This is a genomic window from Microbacterium sp. KR10-403, from assembly GCF_040196215.1.
Lineage (GTDB): Bacteria > Actinomycetota > Actinomycetes > Actinomycetales > Microbacteriaceae > Microbacterium.
Genome location: NZ_JBEGDC010000002.1, coordinates 354,852 through 371,447, shown reverse-complemented (window position 1 = coordinate 371,447; position 16,596 = coordinate 354,852). Strand labels below are relative to the sequence as shown.

At 68.9% G+C, this 16,596-nt stretch carries 15 protein-coding genes; 8 read left to right on the top strand and 7 right to left on the bottom strand.

Going from position 1 to position 16,596, the window contains the following annotated elements; genetic code table 11:
- Positions 1-28 precede the first annotated feature (28 nt).
- The 7 genes from ABMQ42_RS05380 to sdhC form a co-directional block, all read right to left on the bottom strand.
- Entirely contained in the window at positions 29-739 is a 711-nt protein-coding gene (locus ABMQ42_RS05380) for a hypothetical protein (RefSeq protein WP_349721824.1), read from the bottom strand.
- A gap of 233 nt (positions 740-972) precedes the next feature.
- A complete protein-coding gene (locus ABMQ42_RS05375) occupies positions 973-1,815 on the bottom strand; it encodes an exodeoxyribonuclease III (protein WP_349722088.1) in 843 nt (280 codons plus the stop codon).
- Between the two features lie 69 nt (positions 1,816-1,884).
- Positions 1,885-3,114 (bottom strand): YihY/virulence factor BrkB family protein, encoded by a 1,230-nt coding sequence (locus tag ABMQ42_RS05370; RefSeq protein WP_349721823.1) that lies wholly within the window; start codon positions 3,112-3,114, stop codon positions 1,885-1,887.
- A gap of 62 nt (positions 3,115-3,176) precedes the next feature.
- A complete protein-coding gene (locus tag ABMQ42_RS05365) occupies positions 3,177-3,944 on the bottom strand; it encodes a succinate dehydrogenase iron-sulfur subunit (protein WP_349721822.1) in 768 nt (255 codons plus the stop codon).
- Entirely contained in the window at positions 3,944-5,770 is a 1,827-nt protein-coding gene (gene sdhA / locus ABMQ42_RS05360; protein WP_349721821.1) for a succinate dehydrogenase flavoprotein subunit, read from the bottom strand. The genes ABMQ42_RS05365 and sdhA overlap by 1 nt, the downstream gene beginning before the upstream one ends.
- A gap of 40 nt (positions 5,771-5,810) precedes the next feature.
- Positions 5,811-6,263 (bottom strand): succinate dehydrogenase hydrophobic membrane anchor subunit, encoded by a 453-nt coding sequence (locus ABMQ42_RS05355; RefSeq protein ID WP_349721820.1) that lies wholly within the window; start codon positions 6,261-6,263, stop codon positions 5,811-5,813.
- Position 6,264: 1 nt separating this feature from the next.
- Positions 6,265-6,699, bottom strand: a complete 435-nt coding sequence (sdhC, locus tag ABMQ42_RS05350) for a succinate dehydrogenase, cytochrome b556 subunit (protein WP_349721819.1) — start codon at positions 6,697-6,699, stop codon at positions 6,265-6,267.
- A 211-nt stretch (positions 6,700-6,910) separates the two neighbouring features.
- On the opposite strand from sdhC, the gene ABMQ42_RS05345 reads away from it, so the two are divergent.
- The 8 genes from ABMQ42_RS05345 (at position 6,911) to ABMQ42_RS05310 (ending at position 16,393) form a co-directional block, all read left to right on the top strand.
- A complete protein-coding gene (locus tag ABMQ42_RS05345) occupies positions 6,911-8,026 on the top strand; it encodes a mannose-1-phosphate guanylyltransferase (RefSeq protein ID WP_349721818.1) in 1,116 nt (371 codons plus the stop codon).
- Positions 8,027-8,175: 149 nt separating this feature from the next.
- The gene (locus ABMQ42_RS05340) at positions 8,176-9,294 is read left to right on the top strand and encodes a BMP family lipoprotein (protein WP_349721817.1); all 1,119 of its coding nucleotides are present in this window, start codon (positions 8,176-8,178) and stop codon (positions 9,292-9,294) included.
- Positions 9,295-9,372: 78 nt separating this feature from the next.
- The gene (locus ABMQ42_RS05335) at positions 9,373-10,887 is read left to right on the top strand and encodes an ABC transporter ATP-binding protein (RefSeq protein WP_349721816.1); all 1,515 of its coding nucleotides are present in this window, start codon (positions 9,373-9,375) and stop codon (positions 10,885-10,887) included.
- Complete coding sequence (locus tag ABMQ42_RS05330) at positions 10,884-12,230, top strand: ABC transporter permease (RefSeq protein WP_349721815.1); 1,347 nt, start codon at positions 10,884-10,886, stop codon at positions 12,228-12,230. The genes ABMQ42_RS05335 and ABMQ42_RS05330 overlap by 4 nt, the downstream gene beginning before the upstream one ends.
- A complete protein-coding gene (locus ABMQ42_RS05325) occupies positions 12,227-13,495 on the top strand; it encodes an ABC transporter permease (protein ID WP_349721814.1) in 1,269 nt (422 codons plus the stop codon). Before ABMQ42_RS05330 ends, ABMQ42_RS05325 begins: the two co-directional genes overlap by 4 nt.
- A gap of 32 nt (positions 13,496-13,527) precedes the next feature.
- Positions 13,528-13,929 (top strand): cytidine deaminase, encoded by a 402-nt coding sequence (locus ABMQ42_RS05320; RefSeq protein ID WP_349722087.1) that lies wholly within the window; start codon positions 13,528-13,530, stop codon positions 13,927-13,929.
- 34 nt (positions 13,930-13,963) lie between these two features.
- Positions 13,964-15,247 (top strand): thymidine phosphorylase, encoded by a 1,284-nt coding sequence (locus tag ABMQ42_RS05315; protein WP_349721813.1) that lies wholly within the window; start codon positions 13,964-13,966, stop codon positions 15,245-15,247.
- Positions 15,248-15,277: 30 nt separating this feature from the next.
- Positions 15,278-16,393, top strand: coding sequence for an adenosine deaminase (locus tag ABMQ42_RS05310; protein ID WP_349721812.1), 1,116 nt, complete (start codon positions 15,278-15,280; stop codon positions 16,391-16,393).
- The last annotated feature ends 203 nt before the right edge of the window (positions 16,394-16,596 follow it).

Sequence of the window (16,596 nt, the reverse complement as noted above, 5' to 3'; positions counted from 1 at the left end):
GTGGGATGCCGCGGCCCCCGCGCCCGCGTCAGCCCTGGCCCGGCAGCACGGCGTCGCGGATCTGCAGGACCACGTCGGTCAGCGTGTCGAGCCGCTCGTCGATCGCGTCGAACCGCTTGTCGTGGGCGTCCAGGCGCTTCTCGATCGCGTCGAATCGCTTGTCGACGTCTGCGAATCGCTTGTCGACGTCTGCGAACCGCTTGTCGACGTCCGCGAAGCGCTTGTCGACGTCGTCGCGGAACTGCAGAAATGTGTCGGTCAGGGCCCCGACCCGTGCGTCGATGCCGTCGAGGCGCGCATCGAGCCTGTCGAACCGCTTGTCGTGGGCGTCGAGACGCATCTCGATGCCGTCGAACCTGATGTCGATCGCGTCGAATCGTTTGTCGTGCGCGTCGAGACGTATCTCGATGCCGTCGAACCTGGTCTCGATCGCGTCGAACCGCTTGTCGTGCCCGTCGAGACGGTTCGCGTTCGCGGTCGCCATCGCCGTGAGCAGCGCGACGTGTTCGTCCATGGTGGTGATGTCGCGCCTCGCCGCGGCGATGTCGGCCGACACCAGCAGGTGCTGCGACCGGATCGTGTCGCGCAGCCCGTCGACCTGCTTGTCCATTCCGGTGTAGTACAGCCCCGCCGCGTGCATGTGCTCGTTGAGCCGATCGCGGGTCGTCTGCAGCTGCTCCGTCGTCTGATCGAGGCCGCGCGCTATCGCCTCCAGAGTGGGCGCGATGGGGTCGGACATGAGGGTCACGGTACTCCTCTCCAGACCGCCTGCCGCGGTCGGCGTGCGACGAGGGACTTCGCCGGCGCGACCGACGCTAGCGTTTCACAGGCCTGTGGAGGGGGTGCTCACCGTCGAATCTGTGGATGAGGCGTCGGTTGTCCCCAGGCTGTGGAGGAATCGGCGTTCCCGCGATGCGTCCGACCTGTCGTTCGCACCCCGCAGGTGCGGTGACTCACCGGCCGCGGCCGCGTTCAGAGCGCGTAGTCGACGACCACCGGCGCGTGGTCGCTCCACCGGGTGTCCCACGAGGGAGCCCGGCCGATCCAGTACCCGCGCACGCGTTCGGAGAGGGCCGGCGTCGCCACGTGATAGTCGATGCGCCAGCCGGTGTCGTTGTCGAACGCCTTGCCACGACTTGACCACCAGGTGTACGGACCGTCGACCTCGCCGTGGAACCGGCGCCCCACGTCGACCCAGCCGAGGCCCGTGCCGGTCGATCCGTCGACGCCGGTCACCTCTTCGCCTGCGGCGCCGAAGATGCGGTCGAAGTACGCGCGCTCGCGCGGCAGGAATCCCGCGCGCTTCACGTTGCCCTTCCAGTTGCGGATGTCGAGCTCGCGGTGGCCGACGTTGAGGTCGCCCGTGATCAGGGCGAGCGAGCCATCGGCGGCGAGCCGCGGCATCCGCTGTTCCATCGCATCGAGGAACGCCCACTTCGCCTCCTGCTTGGGCGTACCCACCTCGCCGCTGTGCACGTAGGCGCTGACGATCGTCAGCGGCACGCCGCCCAGGTCGGTCTCGACCTCGAGCCAGCGGCCCGCCGCATCGACGTCGTCGCCGTCGAGCCCGCGGCGGGTCTCGGTCACCGGCACACGGGACGCGATCGCGACGCCCGCGCGGCCTTTGGCGAGGGCCTCGTCGTTGATGAGCTCCCAGCCGGGAAGCGCCTCGCGCAGCTGATCGGCGGTGGCGCGGACCTCCTGCAGCGCCATGATGTCGACGTCGGCCTCATCGAGCCAGGCGTGCATGCCGTTGCGCACGGCGGCTCGGATGCCGTTCACATTGATCGAGGCGATACGGAGGGTGTCGGGAATGCGGGAGGGAGCGGGCACGCGTTCCACCCTAACCGCGACCGGCGACACCGCCGCGGCATGGCGGTCGTCTCACGGCGTGGACGGGGGAGTGGATGCCTCGATCTCGGCGAGTTCCTCTTCGGCGTGCCGCACATCGCGGTCGGCCCGCCTGTGTCGCCACCAGGGTGCGGTCCGCCGGGCGGTCTTGGCGTCGCGCAGCCGCACGTGCGCCGCCAGCAGCAGCGCCTCGTGCTCGGCGAGGGCCTTCTCCGCCTCGCTCGGCGTCGCCAGCGGGATCTCGCGATCGGTGGCCGACACGGCGATCCACGAGGCGGCCACGAGGATCACGATCCCGATGAGACGGAACCACAGCAGCAACGCGATCATGACGGAGAACGTCGCCAGCAGAGGGTTCGACGGCGTGTAGGAGAAGAGCAGACCGACACCGAGCTGGAGCACCGCGATCGCGGCGCCGCCCAGGATCGCCCCCGGCCAGATGCGGCGCCAGGGCAGTGAGGTGCCGGTGAGGAACCGGAACAGCGCCGCCAGTGCCACCGAGGTGATGACGAACCCGACCACCCCCGACAGGAGTTTCAGCGACACCTGGAACCAGAGCGAGCGCTCGTCGAGGCCGATCAGGGTCAGCATCGTGTCCAGCGCACCGCTGGCGATCCAGCCGACCACCGCGCCGATGATGAGCGCGAGGCCGAATGCGGCGCCGGCGAGGAAGTCGCGTGCTTTCAGGAAGATGTAGTTGCGGGTGTCGAACGGCAGGCCGAAGATCTCACGTACGGCGCGCCGCGTGAACGTGACGAAGCCGACGGCGGTCCACATCGCGACGACCAGCGCGATCGCACCGGTGATCGCGAGGACGCTGCTCGCGTTGCGGGTCACCGCGCGCACGTCGTCGGGGGTGATGAGGGCCCCGGCCTGGTCACTGATCAGCCCCGGGATGTAGCTGTTGATCAGCCGCACCATCTGGTCGAACGCGGGAGAGCTCGCTCCCAGCCAGATGCCGATCCCGGCGAACGCGACGTACACCACCGCGAAGATCGCGAACAGCGACTGATAGCTGATGCTCGCCGCCAGGAGGAACCCGTTGCTGCGCAGGAAGTGGCGCCACACGCGGATCGGAAACCAGGCGAGCGTGCGCCGGGTCAGCGCGGTGGCCCGGTTGATGGGCTCGTCGAATCTGTCGCGCAGGGAGGTGGCCGCGGCATCCCACCGCTCGCGCAGCGTCTCGTCGTCGGGCGTGCCCGTCTGCGGGATCGCCCGGGCACGGGCGTCCTCCGCCGTCGCCCGCGCACGCGTCTGACTCACAGCACACAGACTAGCGAGCGCCCGCCGGCGTGCCGACGAGCGCTCGCGAGAAAGGTCGAGACCTACCGGCCGCCGCGCAGGATGGCCTGCTTCACCTCGGCGATGGCGCGGGTGACCTGGATGCCGCGCGGGCACGCCTCGGTGCAGTTGAAGGTCGTGCGGCAGCGCCACACGCCTTCCTTGTCGTTGAGGATGTCCAGGCGCACGTCGGCGTTGTCGTCGCGCGAATCGAAGATGAAGCGGTGCGCGTTCACGATCGCCGCCGGGCCGAAGTACTGACCGTCGGTCCAGAAGACCGGGCACGACGAGGTGCACGCCGCGCACAGGATGCACTTGGTGGTGTCGTCGAAGCGTTCGCGGTCCTCGGCGGACTGCAGGCGCTCCTTGCCCTTCTCCGGGTGCGAGTGCGAGACGAGGAAGGGCTGCACGGCCTTGTACGCGTCGAGGAACGGGTCCATGTCGACGACGAGGTCCTTCTCCAGCGGCAGGCCCTTGATCGCCTCGACGTAGATCGGCTTCGAGATGTCGAGGTCCTTGATCAGCGTCTTGCAGGCCAGCCGGTTGCGCCCGTTGATGCGCATGGCGTCGGAGCCGCACACGCCGTGCGCGCACGAGCGGCGGAAGGTCAGGGACCCGTCCTGATCCCACTTGATCTTGTGCAGGGCGTCGAGGACGCGCTCGGTCGGGTACATCTCGACGTCGTAGTCGACCCAGCGGGGCTCGGCGTCGACCTCGGGGTCGTACCTGCGGATGATGAACGTGACCAGGAACGACTGGATCGGCGCCTCGCCCGCCGGGGCAGGCTGGTCGGAGTCGACGACAGTGGACATCAGTACTTCCTCTCCAACGGCGGGTACCGCAGCTCGCCCTTTTCGTTCTTCGTGAAGACGACGGGTTTCCAATCGAGCTTGATGTGATCGGTGGCATCCGAGGAGTGCGGGTCGCCGGTCAGGTACGCCATCGTGTGCTGCATGTAGTTCTCGTCGTCACGCGTCGGGTAGTCGTCGCGCATGTGGCCGCCGCGGCTCTCCTTGCGGTTGCGGGCGGCGTAGACGACGACCTCGGCGATGTCGAGCAGGAAGCCCAGCTCGACGGCCTCGAGCAGGTCGGTGTTGTACCGGCGGCCCTTGTCGTCGACGTGCACGTTCTTGTAGCGCTCACGCAGCTCTTCGATCGTGCCCAGGACCTCGCCCAGCGAGTCGTCGGTGCGGAACACCTGGGCCTTCAGGTCCATGTCGTTCTGCAGCGTCTTGCGCAGGGTCGCGACACGCTCGGTGCCGCTGCTGTTGCGCAGGCCCTCGATGAGCTCGCGGACCTCCTTCGCAGGGTCGTCGGGCAGGTCGACGAACTCGGCGGTCTGCACGTACTCGACCGCGTTGTTGCCGGCGCGCTTGCCGAACACGTTGATGTCGAGCAGCGAGTTGGTGCCCAGGCGGTTCGAGCCGTGCACCGACACGCACGCGCACTCGCCGGCCGCGTAGAGCCCCGGCACGACGTCGGTGTTGGTGCGCAGCACCTCGGCGTTGTTGTTGGTCGGGATGCCGCCCATCGCGTAGTGCGCGGTCGGCATGACGGGCACCGGCTCGACGACCGGGTCGACGCCCAGGTAGGTGCGTGCGAACTCGGTGATGTCGGGCAGCTTGGTCTCGAGGACCTCGGCGCCCAGGTGCGTGCAGTCGAGGTAGACGTAGTCCTTGTGGGGACCCGCGCCGCGCCCGTCGAGGACCTCCTGCACCATCGACCGCGCCACGATGTCGCGGGGCGCGAGGTCCTTGATGGTGGGGGCGTAGCGCTCCATGAAGCGCTCGCCCGAGGCGTTGCGCAGGATCGCGCCCTCACCGCGGGCGCCCTCGGTGAGCAGGATGCCCAGGCCGTACAGCCCGGTCGGGTGGAACTGGAAGAACTCCATGTCTTCCAGCGGCAGCTTGCGGCGCCAGATGATGCCGACGCCGTCACCGGTGAGGGTGTGCGCGTTCGACGTCGTCTTGAAGATCTTGCCGAACCCGCCGGTGGCGAAGATGACGGCCTTCGACTGGAACACGTGCAGCTCGCCGGTGGCCAGCTCGTATGCGACGACTCCGGCGATCTGCGGGTTGCCGTCGGCGTCGGGCACGGTGACCAGGTCGAGCACATAGAACTCGTTGAAGAAGTTGATGCCCAGCTTCACGCAGTTCTGATACAGCGTCTGCAGGATCATGTGGCCGGTGCGGTCGGCCGCGTAGCAGGCGCGGCGGACCGCGGCCTTGCCGTGATCGCGGGTGTGACCGCCGAACCGGCGCTGGTCGATCTTGCCCTCGGGGGTGCGGTTGAACGGCAGCCCCATGTTCTCGAGGTCGATGACCGCGTCGATGGCCTCCTTCGCGAGGATCTCGGCCGCATCCTGGTCGACGAGATAGTCACCGCCCTTGACGGTGTCGTAGGTGTGCCACTCCCAGTTGTCCTCCTCGACGTTGGACAGCGCCGCGGCCATGCCGCCCTGCGCCGCACCGGTGTGCGAGCGGGTGGGGTAGAGCTTCGAGATGACGGCCGTGTTCGCGCCGGGGCCGGCCTCGATCGCGGCGCGCATGCCGGCGCCGCCGGCGCCGACGATCACGATGTCGAACTGGTGGTAGTGCACGCCGTCCTTGACGACGTCGCCCGATGTCTGGGTGCTCACGTGTGGGATGCCTCCGTGTCTGGGTCTCTGCGTAGCGTCTCTATCGCGCCTGGCACATCTGCCACAGCGAGCTGTCGGGGGTCACGCCGAGGCAGGGGTCGAAGGTGAAGACGACGAGGGTGCCGAGCAGGATGAGCAGCGCGGCGACGATTCCGAGCGCCCAGACCAGCACGCGGCGCGTGCCGTTGTGGGTGACGTAGTCGTTGACGATCGTGCGCATGCCGTTGCTGCCGTGGATGAGCGCCAGCCAGAGCATGATGACGTCCCACCACTGCCAGAACGGCGTGGCGTACTTGCCGACGACGAAGGCGAAGTCGATCTGACGCACGCCCTCGCCCAGGACGAGGTTGACGATGAGGTGCCCGAAGATGAGCACGACAAGCAGCACGCCCGAGGCGCGCATGAACAGCCAGCCCCACTTCTCGAGGTTGAGGCCCTTGCGGTGGGGCGGGGCGGCCGGAGTGCGGGGTGCGGCGATGGTGTCGGCGGTCATGTCAGTTGCCCCCGGTGATCTCGGCCATGATGACCATGAACTGGCGCGGGATGAAGCCGAGCATCAGCACCACCCACAGGCCGATGACGCCCCACCACAGCTGGCGCTGGTACTTCGCGCCCCACTTGGAGAAGTCGACGACGATCACGCGCAGGCCGTTGAACGCGTGGTACGCGATCGCGGCGACCAGGATGATCTCGCCGACGCCCATGATCGGGTTCTTGTAGGTGCCGATCACGGCGTCGTACGCCTCCGGCGCCACACGGATCAGTGCCGTGTCGAGGATGTGGACAAGCAGGAAGAAGAAGATCCCGATGCCCGTGATGCGGTGCAGCACCCAAGACCACATGCCCTCATGACCGCGGTACAGCGTGCCGCGCGGCGTCCGGGAAGTGGTTTGGGAAACCGACGGTGTCACGCGTGCTGGTGCAGACACGGCCGTCCTCCAGAGTCGTACTCGAGTAGGGGCGGACAATGCCCCCCGAGGCCGGAAGACCTCGGCGTCACACAAACGGGCGCGAGCCCATCCTATTCCCCTCCTGTGGTCTCAGCGGATTAGGCGGGCCTTACCGCGGGGGCCGTCGGATCCCGCTCAGTGAGAGAGGCGAAGGGCGGTGGCGGGATGCCGCGGCCGATACCCTGGACGCATGTCAGCGCCCGTCTCCGACTTCCATGCCATCATCCCCGCCGGGGGCATCGGCAGCAGGCTGTGGCCGCTCTCGCGCGCCGACGCGCCGAAGTTCCTGCACGATCTCACCGGTTCCGGGCACACCCTGCTGCAGGACACCTGGAACCGCCTCGAGCCGCTCGCCGGCCCCGACCGCATCGCGGTGGTCACCGGCCGCGCCCACCGGGCGGCCGTGGAGAAGGAGCTGCCCGGCATCCCCGACAAGAACGTGATCCTCGAATCCGAGCCGCGCGATTCGACGGCCGCGATCGGCCTGGCCGCGGCGATCCTCGTGCGGCGCGAGCCCGACGTGGTCGTCGGCTCGTTCGCGGCCGACCACGTGATCCGCGTGCCGCATCTGTTCGACTGGGCGGTGCGCCAGGCGATCGAGGTGGCGCGTGAGGGCTACATCTGCACGATCGGCATCCCGCCCACCGAGCCCTCGATCGGCTTCGGCTACATCAAGAAGGCCGGGGAGCTCATCGTCGACGGAGCGCCCGAGGCGGCCATGGTCGAGCGCTTCGTCGAGAAGCCCGACCTGGACACGGCCAAGGAGTACTTCGCCGACCGCTCGTACCTGTGGAACGCGGGGATGTTCATCTCACGTGCCGATGTGCTGCTGGGCGAGATCGCCGAGAACCGCCCGCAGCTGTACGCGGGCCTCATGGACCTCGCCGAGGCCTGGGACGACCGCGACGCCCGGGGGCCCGTGGTCGATCGGGTCTGGCCGACGCTCGAGAAGATCGCGATCGACTACTCGGTCGCCGAACCCGCCGCCGCCCGCGGCAGGCTCGCCGTCGTGCCCGGGCACTTCGACTGGGACGACGTCGGCGACTTCGCCAGCCTCGCCAAGCTCAACTCGCACGGCCGCCCGAACGACCTGGCGATCCTGGGGGAGAACGCGCGCATCCTCTCCGATGCCGCCAGCGGAATCGTGGTGAGCCAGACGAATCGGATCATCTCGCTCATCGGCGTCAAGGACATCGTCGTGGTCGACACGCCCGACGCGCTGCTGGTGACCACGAGCGAGAACGCGCAGCGGGTGAAGGGCGTGGTGGACGCGCTCAAGCTCTCCGGCCGGGGCGAGGTGCTCTGATCGGGCGGAAAGCGCGGGATGCCGCATCCCTTCGTTTCGGCTTTGTAACCATTCCGGCCCACGGGTCGTGCAGATCTGCAAATCACACGTCATACTGGGTAACTTCTTAGGTGCCGCGAAGTCCGCGGTCCATTCCTGTGGAGGCCGAGTTGACCATCTCATCTACTCGCAAGCTCGCCGGCGTCACCGTCGCCGCCAGCCTTGCCCTCGTGCTCGCCGGCTGCGGTGCGGCGCCGGAGGCGACGACACCGACCGAGGGCGGCAAGACCGCGGTCGCCGGTTTCAAGCCCTGCATCGTCTCGGACGACGGCGGCTGGAACGACAAGTCGTTCAACGAATCCGCCAAGAACGGCATCGACAAGGCCGCCAGTGAACTGGGCGTGAAGGCCATCGAGGCCGAGTCGAGCTCGGAGAGCGACTACGGCCCCAACATGCAGAGCATGGTCGGCCAGAACTGCACCCTGATCATCGCGGTGGGCTACAAGCTCTCGGCCGAGACCATCAAGACGGCCAAGGCGAACCCGAACATCGACTTCGCGATCATCGACGACAGCGCCGACGCCGACGGCGACGGCAAGCCCGACGCCCCGAACATCAAGCCGATCCTCTTCAACACCGTCGAGGCCGCCTACCTGGGCGGATACGCCGCGGCCGCGTGGTCGCACCAGGACGGCGTCGACAAGGTCGGCACGTTCGGCGGCCTGCAGATCCCGTCTGTCGCGATCTTCATGGACGGCTTCATCGACGGCGTCAAGAAGTTCAACGAGGACAACAGTGCGAACGTCGCCACATTCGGGTGGAACGTCGACACGCAGAAGGGCTCGTTCACCGGTGGCTTCACCGCGAACGACACCGCCAAGCAGACCGCGCAGGGCATCCTCGACCAGGGCGTCGACGTGATCCTCCCGGTCGGCGGCCCGATCTACAAGTCCGCGGCCGCGGCCATCAAGGATTCCGGCAAAGACACCGTGATGCTCGGCGTCGACTCCGACCTGGCCGTTGCCGACCCGTCGGTCGCCGACGTCACGCTGGTCTCGATCATGAAGCGCATCGACTCGGCCGTGTACGACACCGTCATGTCGGCGGCCACCGGTGACTTCGACGTGACGCCTTACATCGGCACCCTGAAGAACGAGGGCGTGGGCCTGAGCCCGTTCCACGACTTCGAGAGCAAGCTGCCCTCGGGGCTGACGGACAAGCTCGCCGAGCTGCAGAAGCAGATCATCGACGGCACGCTCGAGGTCACCTCGACCAACTCGCCGAAGTAGCAAGACCCATCCGGTCGTTGAGCGGGGCCCCCGCGCGGGGCCTCGCTCAACGACCGTTCGCTGGATAAGGTGCACACTATGAAGCTCGAGCTGCGGGGCGTGACGAAGCGCTTCGGAAGCCTGGTGGCCAACGACCACATCGACCTCGAACTGCGCAGCGGCGAGATCCACGCGCTGCTGGGCGAGAACGGCGCCGGCAAATCGACACTCATGAACGTCCTCTACGGGCTCTATCAGGCCGACGAGGGGGAGATCCTGCTCGACGGCGTCGTGCAGCACTTCCGCGGCCCCGGCGACGCGATCGCCGCGGGCATCGGCATGGTGCATCAGCACTTCATGCTGATCCCGGTGTTCACGGTGGCCGAGAACCTCATGCTCGGTCATGAGGACACCAAGGGCTTCGGCATCCTCGACATCGGCGCCGCCCGGCGCCGGGTGCGCGAGGTCTCCGATCGGTTCGGCTTCCACATCGATCCCGACGCACGGGTCGAAGACCTGCCGGTGGGCGTGCAGCAGCGCGTCGAGATCGTGAAGGCCCTCGCGCACGATGCGAAGATCCTCATCTTCGACGAGCCGACCGCCGTGCTCACGCCGCAGGAGACCGACGAGTTCATGCAGATCATGCGGCAGTTGCGCGACGAGGGAACCGCGATCGTCTTCATCACGCACAAGCTGCGCGAGGTGCGCGAGGTCGCCGACCGCATCACGGTCGTCCGGCTGGGCAAGGTGATCGGCGAGGCGAGCCCGACGGCGACCAACACGGAGCTGGCCTCGATGATGGTGGGCCGCGCCGTCGAGCTCACCGTGCAGAAGGACCCGCCGAAGATCGGCACCGGGGGTGTGGAGGTCCGCGACCTGCGCGTGCTCTCGGCCGACGGCGCGGTCGTGGTCGACGGCGTCGACTTCGATGTGCGGCCCGGCGAGGTGCTGGCCATCGCGGGCGTGCAGGGCAACGGGCAGACCGAACTGGCCGAGGCCATCATCGGCCTGCAGGAGAAGGTGTCGGGCTCGATCACCCTGAACGGCGAGGAGCTCGTCGGCAAGGGCGTGCGCGCGATCCTCGACGAGGGCGTCGGGTTCGTGCCGGAGGACCGGCAGGAGGACGGCCTGGTCGGCTCGTTCACGGTGGCCGAGAACCTCATCCTCGATCGCAGCTCGGATCCGCAGTTCCAGTCGGCCGGCACCATCAAGCGCCGTGTGCTCGACGCGTTCGCGCGTGACCGCATCGCGGAGTTCGACATCCGCACGCAGGGTCCGTCGAGCCGCGCCGGGTCGCTGTCGGGCGGCAACCAGCAGAAGGTCGTCATCGCCCGTGAGCTGACCCGCGAGCTCTCGCTCCTGTTGGCCTCGCAGCCGACGCGCGGCGTCGACGTGGGGTCGATCGAGTTCATCCACAACCGCATCATCCAGACCCGCGACGCCGGCGTGCCGGTGATCGTCGTGTCGACCGAGCTCGATGAGGTCGTCGCACTCGCCGACCGGATCGCGGTGATGTACCGCGGAGGCATCGTGGGCATCGTCCCCGCCGACACCCCGCGCGACGTGCTCGGCCTGATGATGGCCGGCGAGAACCCGACGGAGGACGCCGCATGAGCGACCGTGTACCCGGTGCCGGTCACGAACCGGTCGGCATTCCGCCCGAGCAGCTGCCCGCGGCATCCGGCCCCCTCACCGGCCAAAGCGCTCCGGAGGCCCCCGAGGCGCCCCGCTCGAACCAGCTGATCCGCGAGATCCTGCGCGGGTCGGTGGTGACGACGGTCCTGGCGATCGTCGCGTCGATGATCGTCGGCGGCATCCTCATCGCGGTGACCGACGAGACCGTGCAGAAGACCGCCGGCTACTTCTTCGCCCGCCCGCAGGACATGCTCGCCGCCATCTGGCAGTCGGTCTCCGGCGGCTACTACGCGCTGTTCCAAGGGTCGATCGTCAACCCGGGCGCCACGTCGTTCACCGCGTTCATCACGCCGCTGACGAACACCCTGGGCTTCGCCGCGCCCCTGATCGCGGCGGGCCTCGGCGTCGCGCTCGCGTTCCGCTCCGGCCTGTTCAACATCGGTGCCCGCGGCCAGATGCTCATCGCCTGTGCGACGGCCGCCCTCGTGACGTTCAACCTCGACCTGCCCATGTGGATCCACATGCCGCTGACGCTCGTGGCCGGCATCGCCGGCGGCGCGATCTGGGGCGGCATCGCGGGTCTGCTGAAGGCGCGCACCGGCGCGCACGAGGTGATCCTCACGATCATGCTCAACTTCGTCGCGCTGTACCTCGTGCGGTGGATGATCCGCACGCCGGGCCTGCTGCAGAAGCCCGGCACGAACCAGCCGATCTCGGCGCCGACCCCCGAGACCGCACAGTTCCCCTCGCTGTTCGGCGACCAGTTCCCGCTGCTGAACTGGGGCTTCCCGATCGTGATCGTCGCCACGGTGATCACCTGGTGGCTCGTCGAACACTCCAGCCTGGGCTTCCGGCTGCGGGCGGTGGGCGAGAACCCCCACGCCGCACGCACCGCCGGCATCAGCGTGCAGCGCATGTACGTGTACGCGATGCTGTTCGCCGGCGGCTTGGCGGGGCTGGCGGGCATGAACCAGATCCTCGGCTCGGTGCCCACCGGCTTCGGCGATGCGATCGACGCGGGCATCGGCTTCGACGCGATCACCGTGGCCCTGCTCGGGCGCTCGCGCGCCTGGGGCACGTTCTGGGCAGGGCTGCTGTTCGGCGCGCTGAAGGCCGGGTCGTTCACGATGCAGGTCGCACAGGGCATCCCGGTCGACATCGTGCTCGTGGTCGAGTCGATGATCGTGCTGTTCATCGCTGCGCCGCCGCTGGTGCGCACGATCTTCTTCCTCCCCAAGGATGACTCCGACCTGTCGGCGAAGGGCAAGGCCAAGGCCGCCCGCAAACGCGCCGCGGCGAACGACAAGGCGGTGGCCTCATGACGATCACGGCCTCCACGTTCACACCCGAGATCGTGCGCACGCGGCACATCAAGCTGCCGGTGACGCTCACCGCCGTGACGGTACTGCTGGCACTTCTGTTCGTGTTCTCGCCCGTCAGCGGCGACAGCATCTTCCGCATCAGCGATCGTGTGTCGTTCACCATCGCCGACATCCACGTGGCCGCCGCGCCCACGATGTGGATCTCGTGGATCATCCTCGCCGTGCTCACCGCATGGACGTGGTGGGATGCCGTGGCGTACCGCCGCACCGGGCTGTGGGTCTCCATCGTCTTCGCCGTGATCGCGATGTTCGCGTTCCTCACCTGGGCCGCGCAGGGCGGCGGCGTGGTGCCGGTCGCGGGCACCCTCGCCGGAGCGCTGTCGCTGTCGGTGCCGCTCGTGTACGGCGCACTGGCCGGTGTGATCGGCGAACGCGGCGGCGTGGTCAACATCGCCATCGAGGGCCAGCTGCTGCTGGGCGCGTTCACGGCCGTGCTGCTGTCGAGCATCACGCGCAACCCGTTCGTGGGACTCATCGGCGCCATCATCGGCGGCGTGCTGGTGGCGTTCGTGCTCGCGGCCTTCGCGATCCGCTACCTCGTGGACCAGATCATCGTCGGCGTCGTGCTGAACGTGCTGGTGTCGGGCCTCACCGGCTTCCTCTACGGCGCGCTGCTGGCGCCCAACGAGGCGGCGCTGAACAATGCGGTGACCTTCCCGCGATGGAAGATCCCGCTGCTGGGCGACATCCCCGTGATCGGTCCCGTGTTCTTCAACCAGACGTTCATCGTGTACCTCATGTATGTGGTCGTCGCGATCGTCGCCTGGGGTCTGTACCGCACCCGATGGGGTCTGCGTCTGCGCTCGGTCGGCGAGCACCCGCAGGCCGCCGACACGGTCGGCATCAAGGTGAATCCGACCCGGTTCTGGAACGTGCTGCTGGCCGGCGCGATCGCCGGCATCGGCGGTGCCTACTTCACGCTGGTGTCGGTGCCGCAGTTCACCAAGGACATGACCGCGGGCCTCGGCTTCATCGCCCTGGCGGCGGTGATCTTCGGCGGCTGGGACCCGATCAAGGCGACGCTGGCCGCCCTGCTGTTCGGCTTCGCGACGAGTCTGCAGAACCTGCTGTCGGTGCTGAACACGCCGATCCCGAGCGAGTTCATGCTCATGCTGCCGTACGTGGTCACGATCCTGGCGGTGGCCGGGTTCGCGGGCAAGATCACGGCGCCCGCGGCCGACGGCAGTCCGTACATCAAGGGATGAGCCGCGGCATCCCGCACATCGTGGAGGAGATCGTGACCGACATCGACTGGGACGCGCTGCATGCGGCGGCCCGCGAGGCATCCGAGCACGCGTACGTGCCGTACTCGCGCTACCGCGTGGGGGCGGCGGCACTGGTGACCGATGGGCGGGTGATCGTCGGCTGCAACGTCGAGAACGCGTCGTACGGGGTCACGCTGTGTGCGGAGTGCGGACTCGTCAGCGATCTGCACATCTCGGGCGGGGGCCAGCTCGTCGCGTTCGTGTGCGTGAACGGCGAGGGCGACACGATCATGCCCTGCGGGCGCTGCCGGCAGCTGCTGTTCGAACATGCCGTTCCGGGCATGCTGCTCGACACGGTGTCGGGCATCCGCACCATCGACGAGGTGCTGCCCGACGCGTTCGGGCCGCGCGACCTGGAGACGGTCGGTCGTTGAGCGAGCGTCTCGACACGACCAGGGGGAGAGCACGATGACAGAGCCCTTCGACGCCGTCGACGTCATCCGCGCGCAGCGCGACAAGACCGGGCTGGACCCCGACGCGCTGCGCTGGATGATCGACGCGTACACGCGCGAGTACGTCACCGACGCTCAGATGTCGGCGTTCGCGATGGCGGTGCTGCTGAACGGCATGGGGCGCGACGAGATCCGCGTGATGACCGACGCCATGATCGCCTCCGGCGAGCGGATGAGCTTCGCGGGGCTGGGCAAGCCGACCGCCGACAAGCATTCCACCGGTGGCGTCGGCGACAAGATCACGCTGCCCCTGGCACCGCTGGTCGCAGCCTTCGGCGTCGCGGTGCCGCAGCTGTCGGGCCGCGGCCTCGGCCACACCGGCGGCACGCTCGACAAGCTCGAGTCGATCCCCGGGTGGCGCGCGGCGCTGTCGAACGACGAGATGCGCGCGCAGCTGCAGGGGATCGGCGCGGTGATCTGCGCCGCGGGTTCGGGCCTGGCGCCCGCCGACAAGCGCCTGTACGCGCTGCGCGACGTGACCGGCACCGTCGAGGCGGTGCCCCTGATCGCCTCGAGCATCATGTCGAAGAAGATCGCCGAGGGCACCGACTCGCTCGTCCTCGACGTCAAGGTCGGCTCGGGCGCATTCATGCACGACCTCGAGAAGGCGCGCGAGCTGGCGCGCACCATGGTGGAGCTCGGCACCGACTCGGGGGTGGCGACCACCGCGCTCATCACCGACATGGACACGCCGCTGGGTGTGGCCGTCGGCAACGCCAACGAGGTGCGCGAATCGGTCGAGGTGCTCGCCGGCGGCGGGCCCGCCGACGTCGTCGCGCTCACCGTCGCGCTCGCGCGCGAGATGCTCGCGCTCGCGGGGCAGCCCGATGCCGACGTCGAGGCGGCCCTCGCCGACGGGCGGGCCATGGACGTCTGGCGACGCATGATCGCCGCACAGGACGGCGACCCCGACGCGCCGCTGCCGACCCCGCGCGAGACGCACACGATCGTCGCGCCCTCGTCGGGCGTGCTCACCCGGCTGGATGCGTGGGACGTCGGCATCGCCGCATGGCGGCTGGGCGCCGGGCGCGCCCGCCCGCAGGACGCCGTCGTGCACGCGGCCGGGATCGAGCTGCACGCCAAGCCGGGTGATAGCGTTGTCGCCGGTCAGCCGCTGCTCACGCTCGGTGCCGACGACGCCGCGCGCATCCCGCGCGCGCTCGAGGCCCTCGAGAATGCGTACGGCATCGGCGAGAAGGCCGACCCGCGCCCGATCGTCATCGAGCGCATCACCGCGTGACGCGGCATCCCGAATCTCCAAGGAGCACCCATGGCCATCGACCAGAACGGTGACGCGCGCATCGGCGGCGTCTCGCTGCGCAGCCTGCCGAAGGTCTCGCTGCACGACCACCTCGACGGCGGCGTGCGTCCCGCCACGATCATCGAGCTGGCGGATGCCGCCGGCATCGACGTGCCCGAGCACGAGCCCGCCGCGCTCGCCGATTGGTTCGCCCGGCAGAGCGACTCGGGCTCGCTCGTCGAGTACCTGAAGACGTTCGACCTCACGATCGCCGTCATGCAGACGCGCGAGGGGCTGACCCGCATCGCCCGCGAGTTCGTCGAAGACCTCGTCGCAGACGGCGTGGTCTACGCCGAGGTGCGCTGGGCTCCCGAGCAGCACCTGACCGCGGGGCTGAGCCTCGACGACGCGGTCGCCGCCGTGCAGGAGGGCATCGAGCAGGGGCAGGATGCCGCGCACGCTGCGGGCCGCGACATCCGCGTCGGGCAGCTCATCAGTGCGATGCGCCACACCGACCGGTCGCTCGAGATCGCGAAGCTCGCCGTGTCGTGGCGTGACCGCGGGGCGGTCGGGTTCGACATCGCGGGCCCCGAAGACGGCTTCCCGCCCTCGCGGCTGCGCGAGGCGTTCGACCACCTGGCCGCCGAGTTCTTCCCGGCCACCGTGCACGCGGGGGAGGCGGCCGGGCTCGCCTCGATCCGCTCGGCGCTCATCGACGGGCGTGCGCTGCGCCTGGGCCACGGCGTGCGCATCGCCGAAGACATCGAGACGGTCGGCGTCGACGGCGAAGACGTGCAGGTGCGTCTCGGGCAGATCGCGCAGTGGGTGCGCGACCGCGAGATCCCGCTCGAGCTGTCGCCCAGCTCGAACCTGCAGACCGGCGCCATCGCCGCGTGGGGCAACGTGCTGGCCGATCACCCGTTCGACCTGCTCTACCAGCTGGGCTTCGCCGTGACGGTCAACGTCGACAACCGCACGATGAGCCGCACCTCGCTCACCCGCGAGCTGGCGCTGCTGGCCGAGACGTTCGACTACGACCTGGGCGATCTCGAGGCGTTCCAGCTCAATGCGGCCGCGGCGGCGTTCCTGCCGATCGAGGAGCGCGAAGAGCTCATCGAGCTGATCGCCGCCGGCTTCGGGGAGTAGGGCCCCTTCGCGCGGCGCCGCCGCACGTAGCGACCCGTTCGGCGTGCAGCGACCCGCCGCGCGGCCGCGCGGCATCGTGCTTGCCGGCACGCGCCGCCGCGCGGCATCATGCTTGCCGGCACGCGCGGCGGGGCATCGTGCTTGCCGGCACGCGCCGCCGCGCGGCATCCACCCCGTCCTTCCCCTGCCTCCCTCTCACAGAC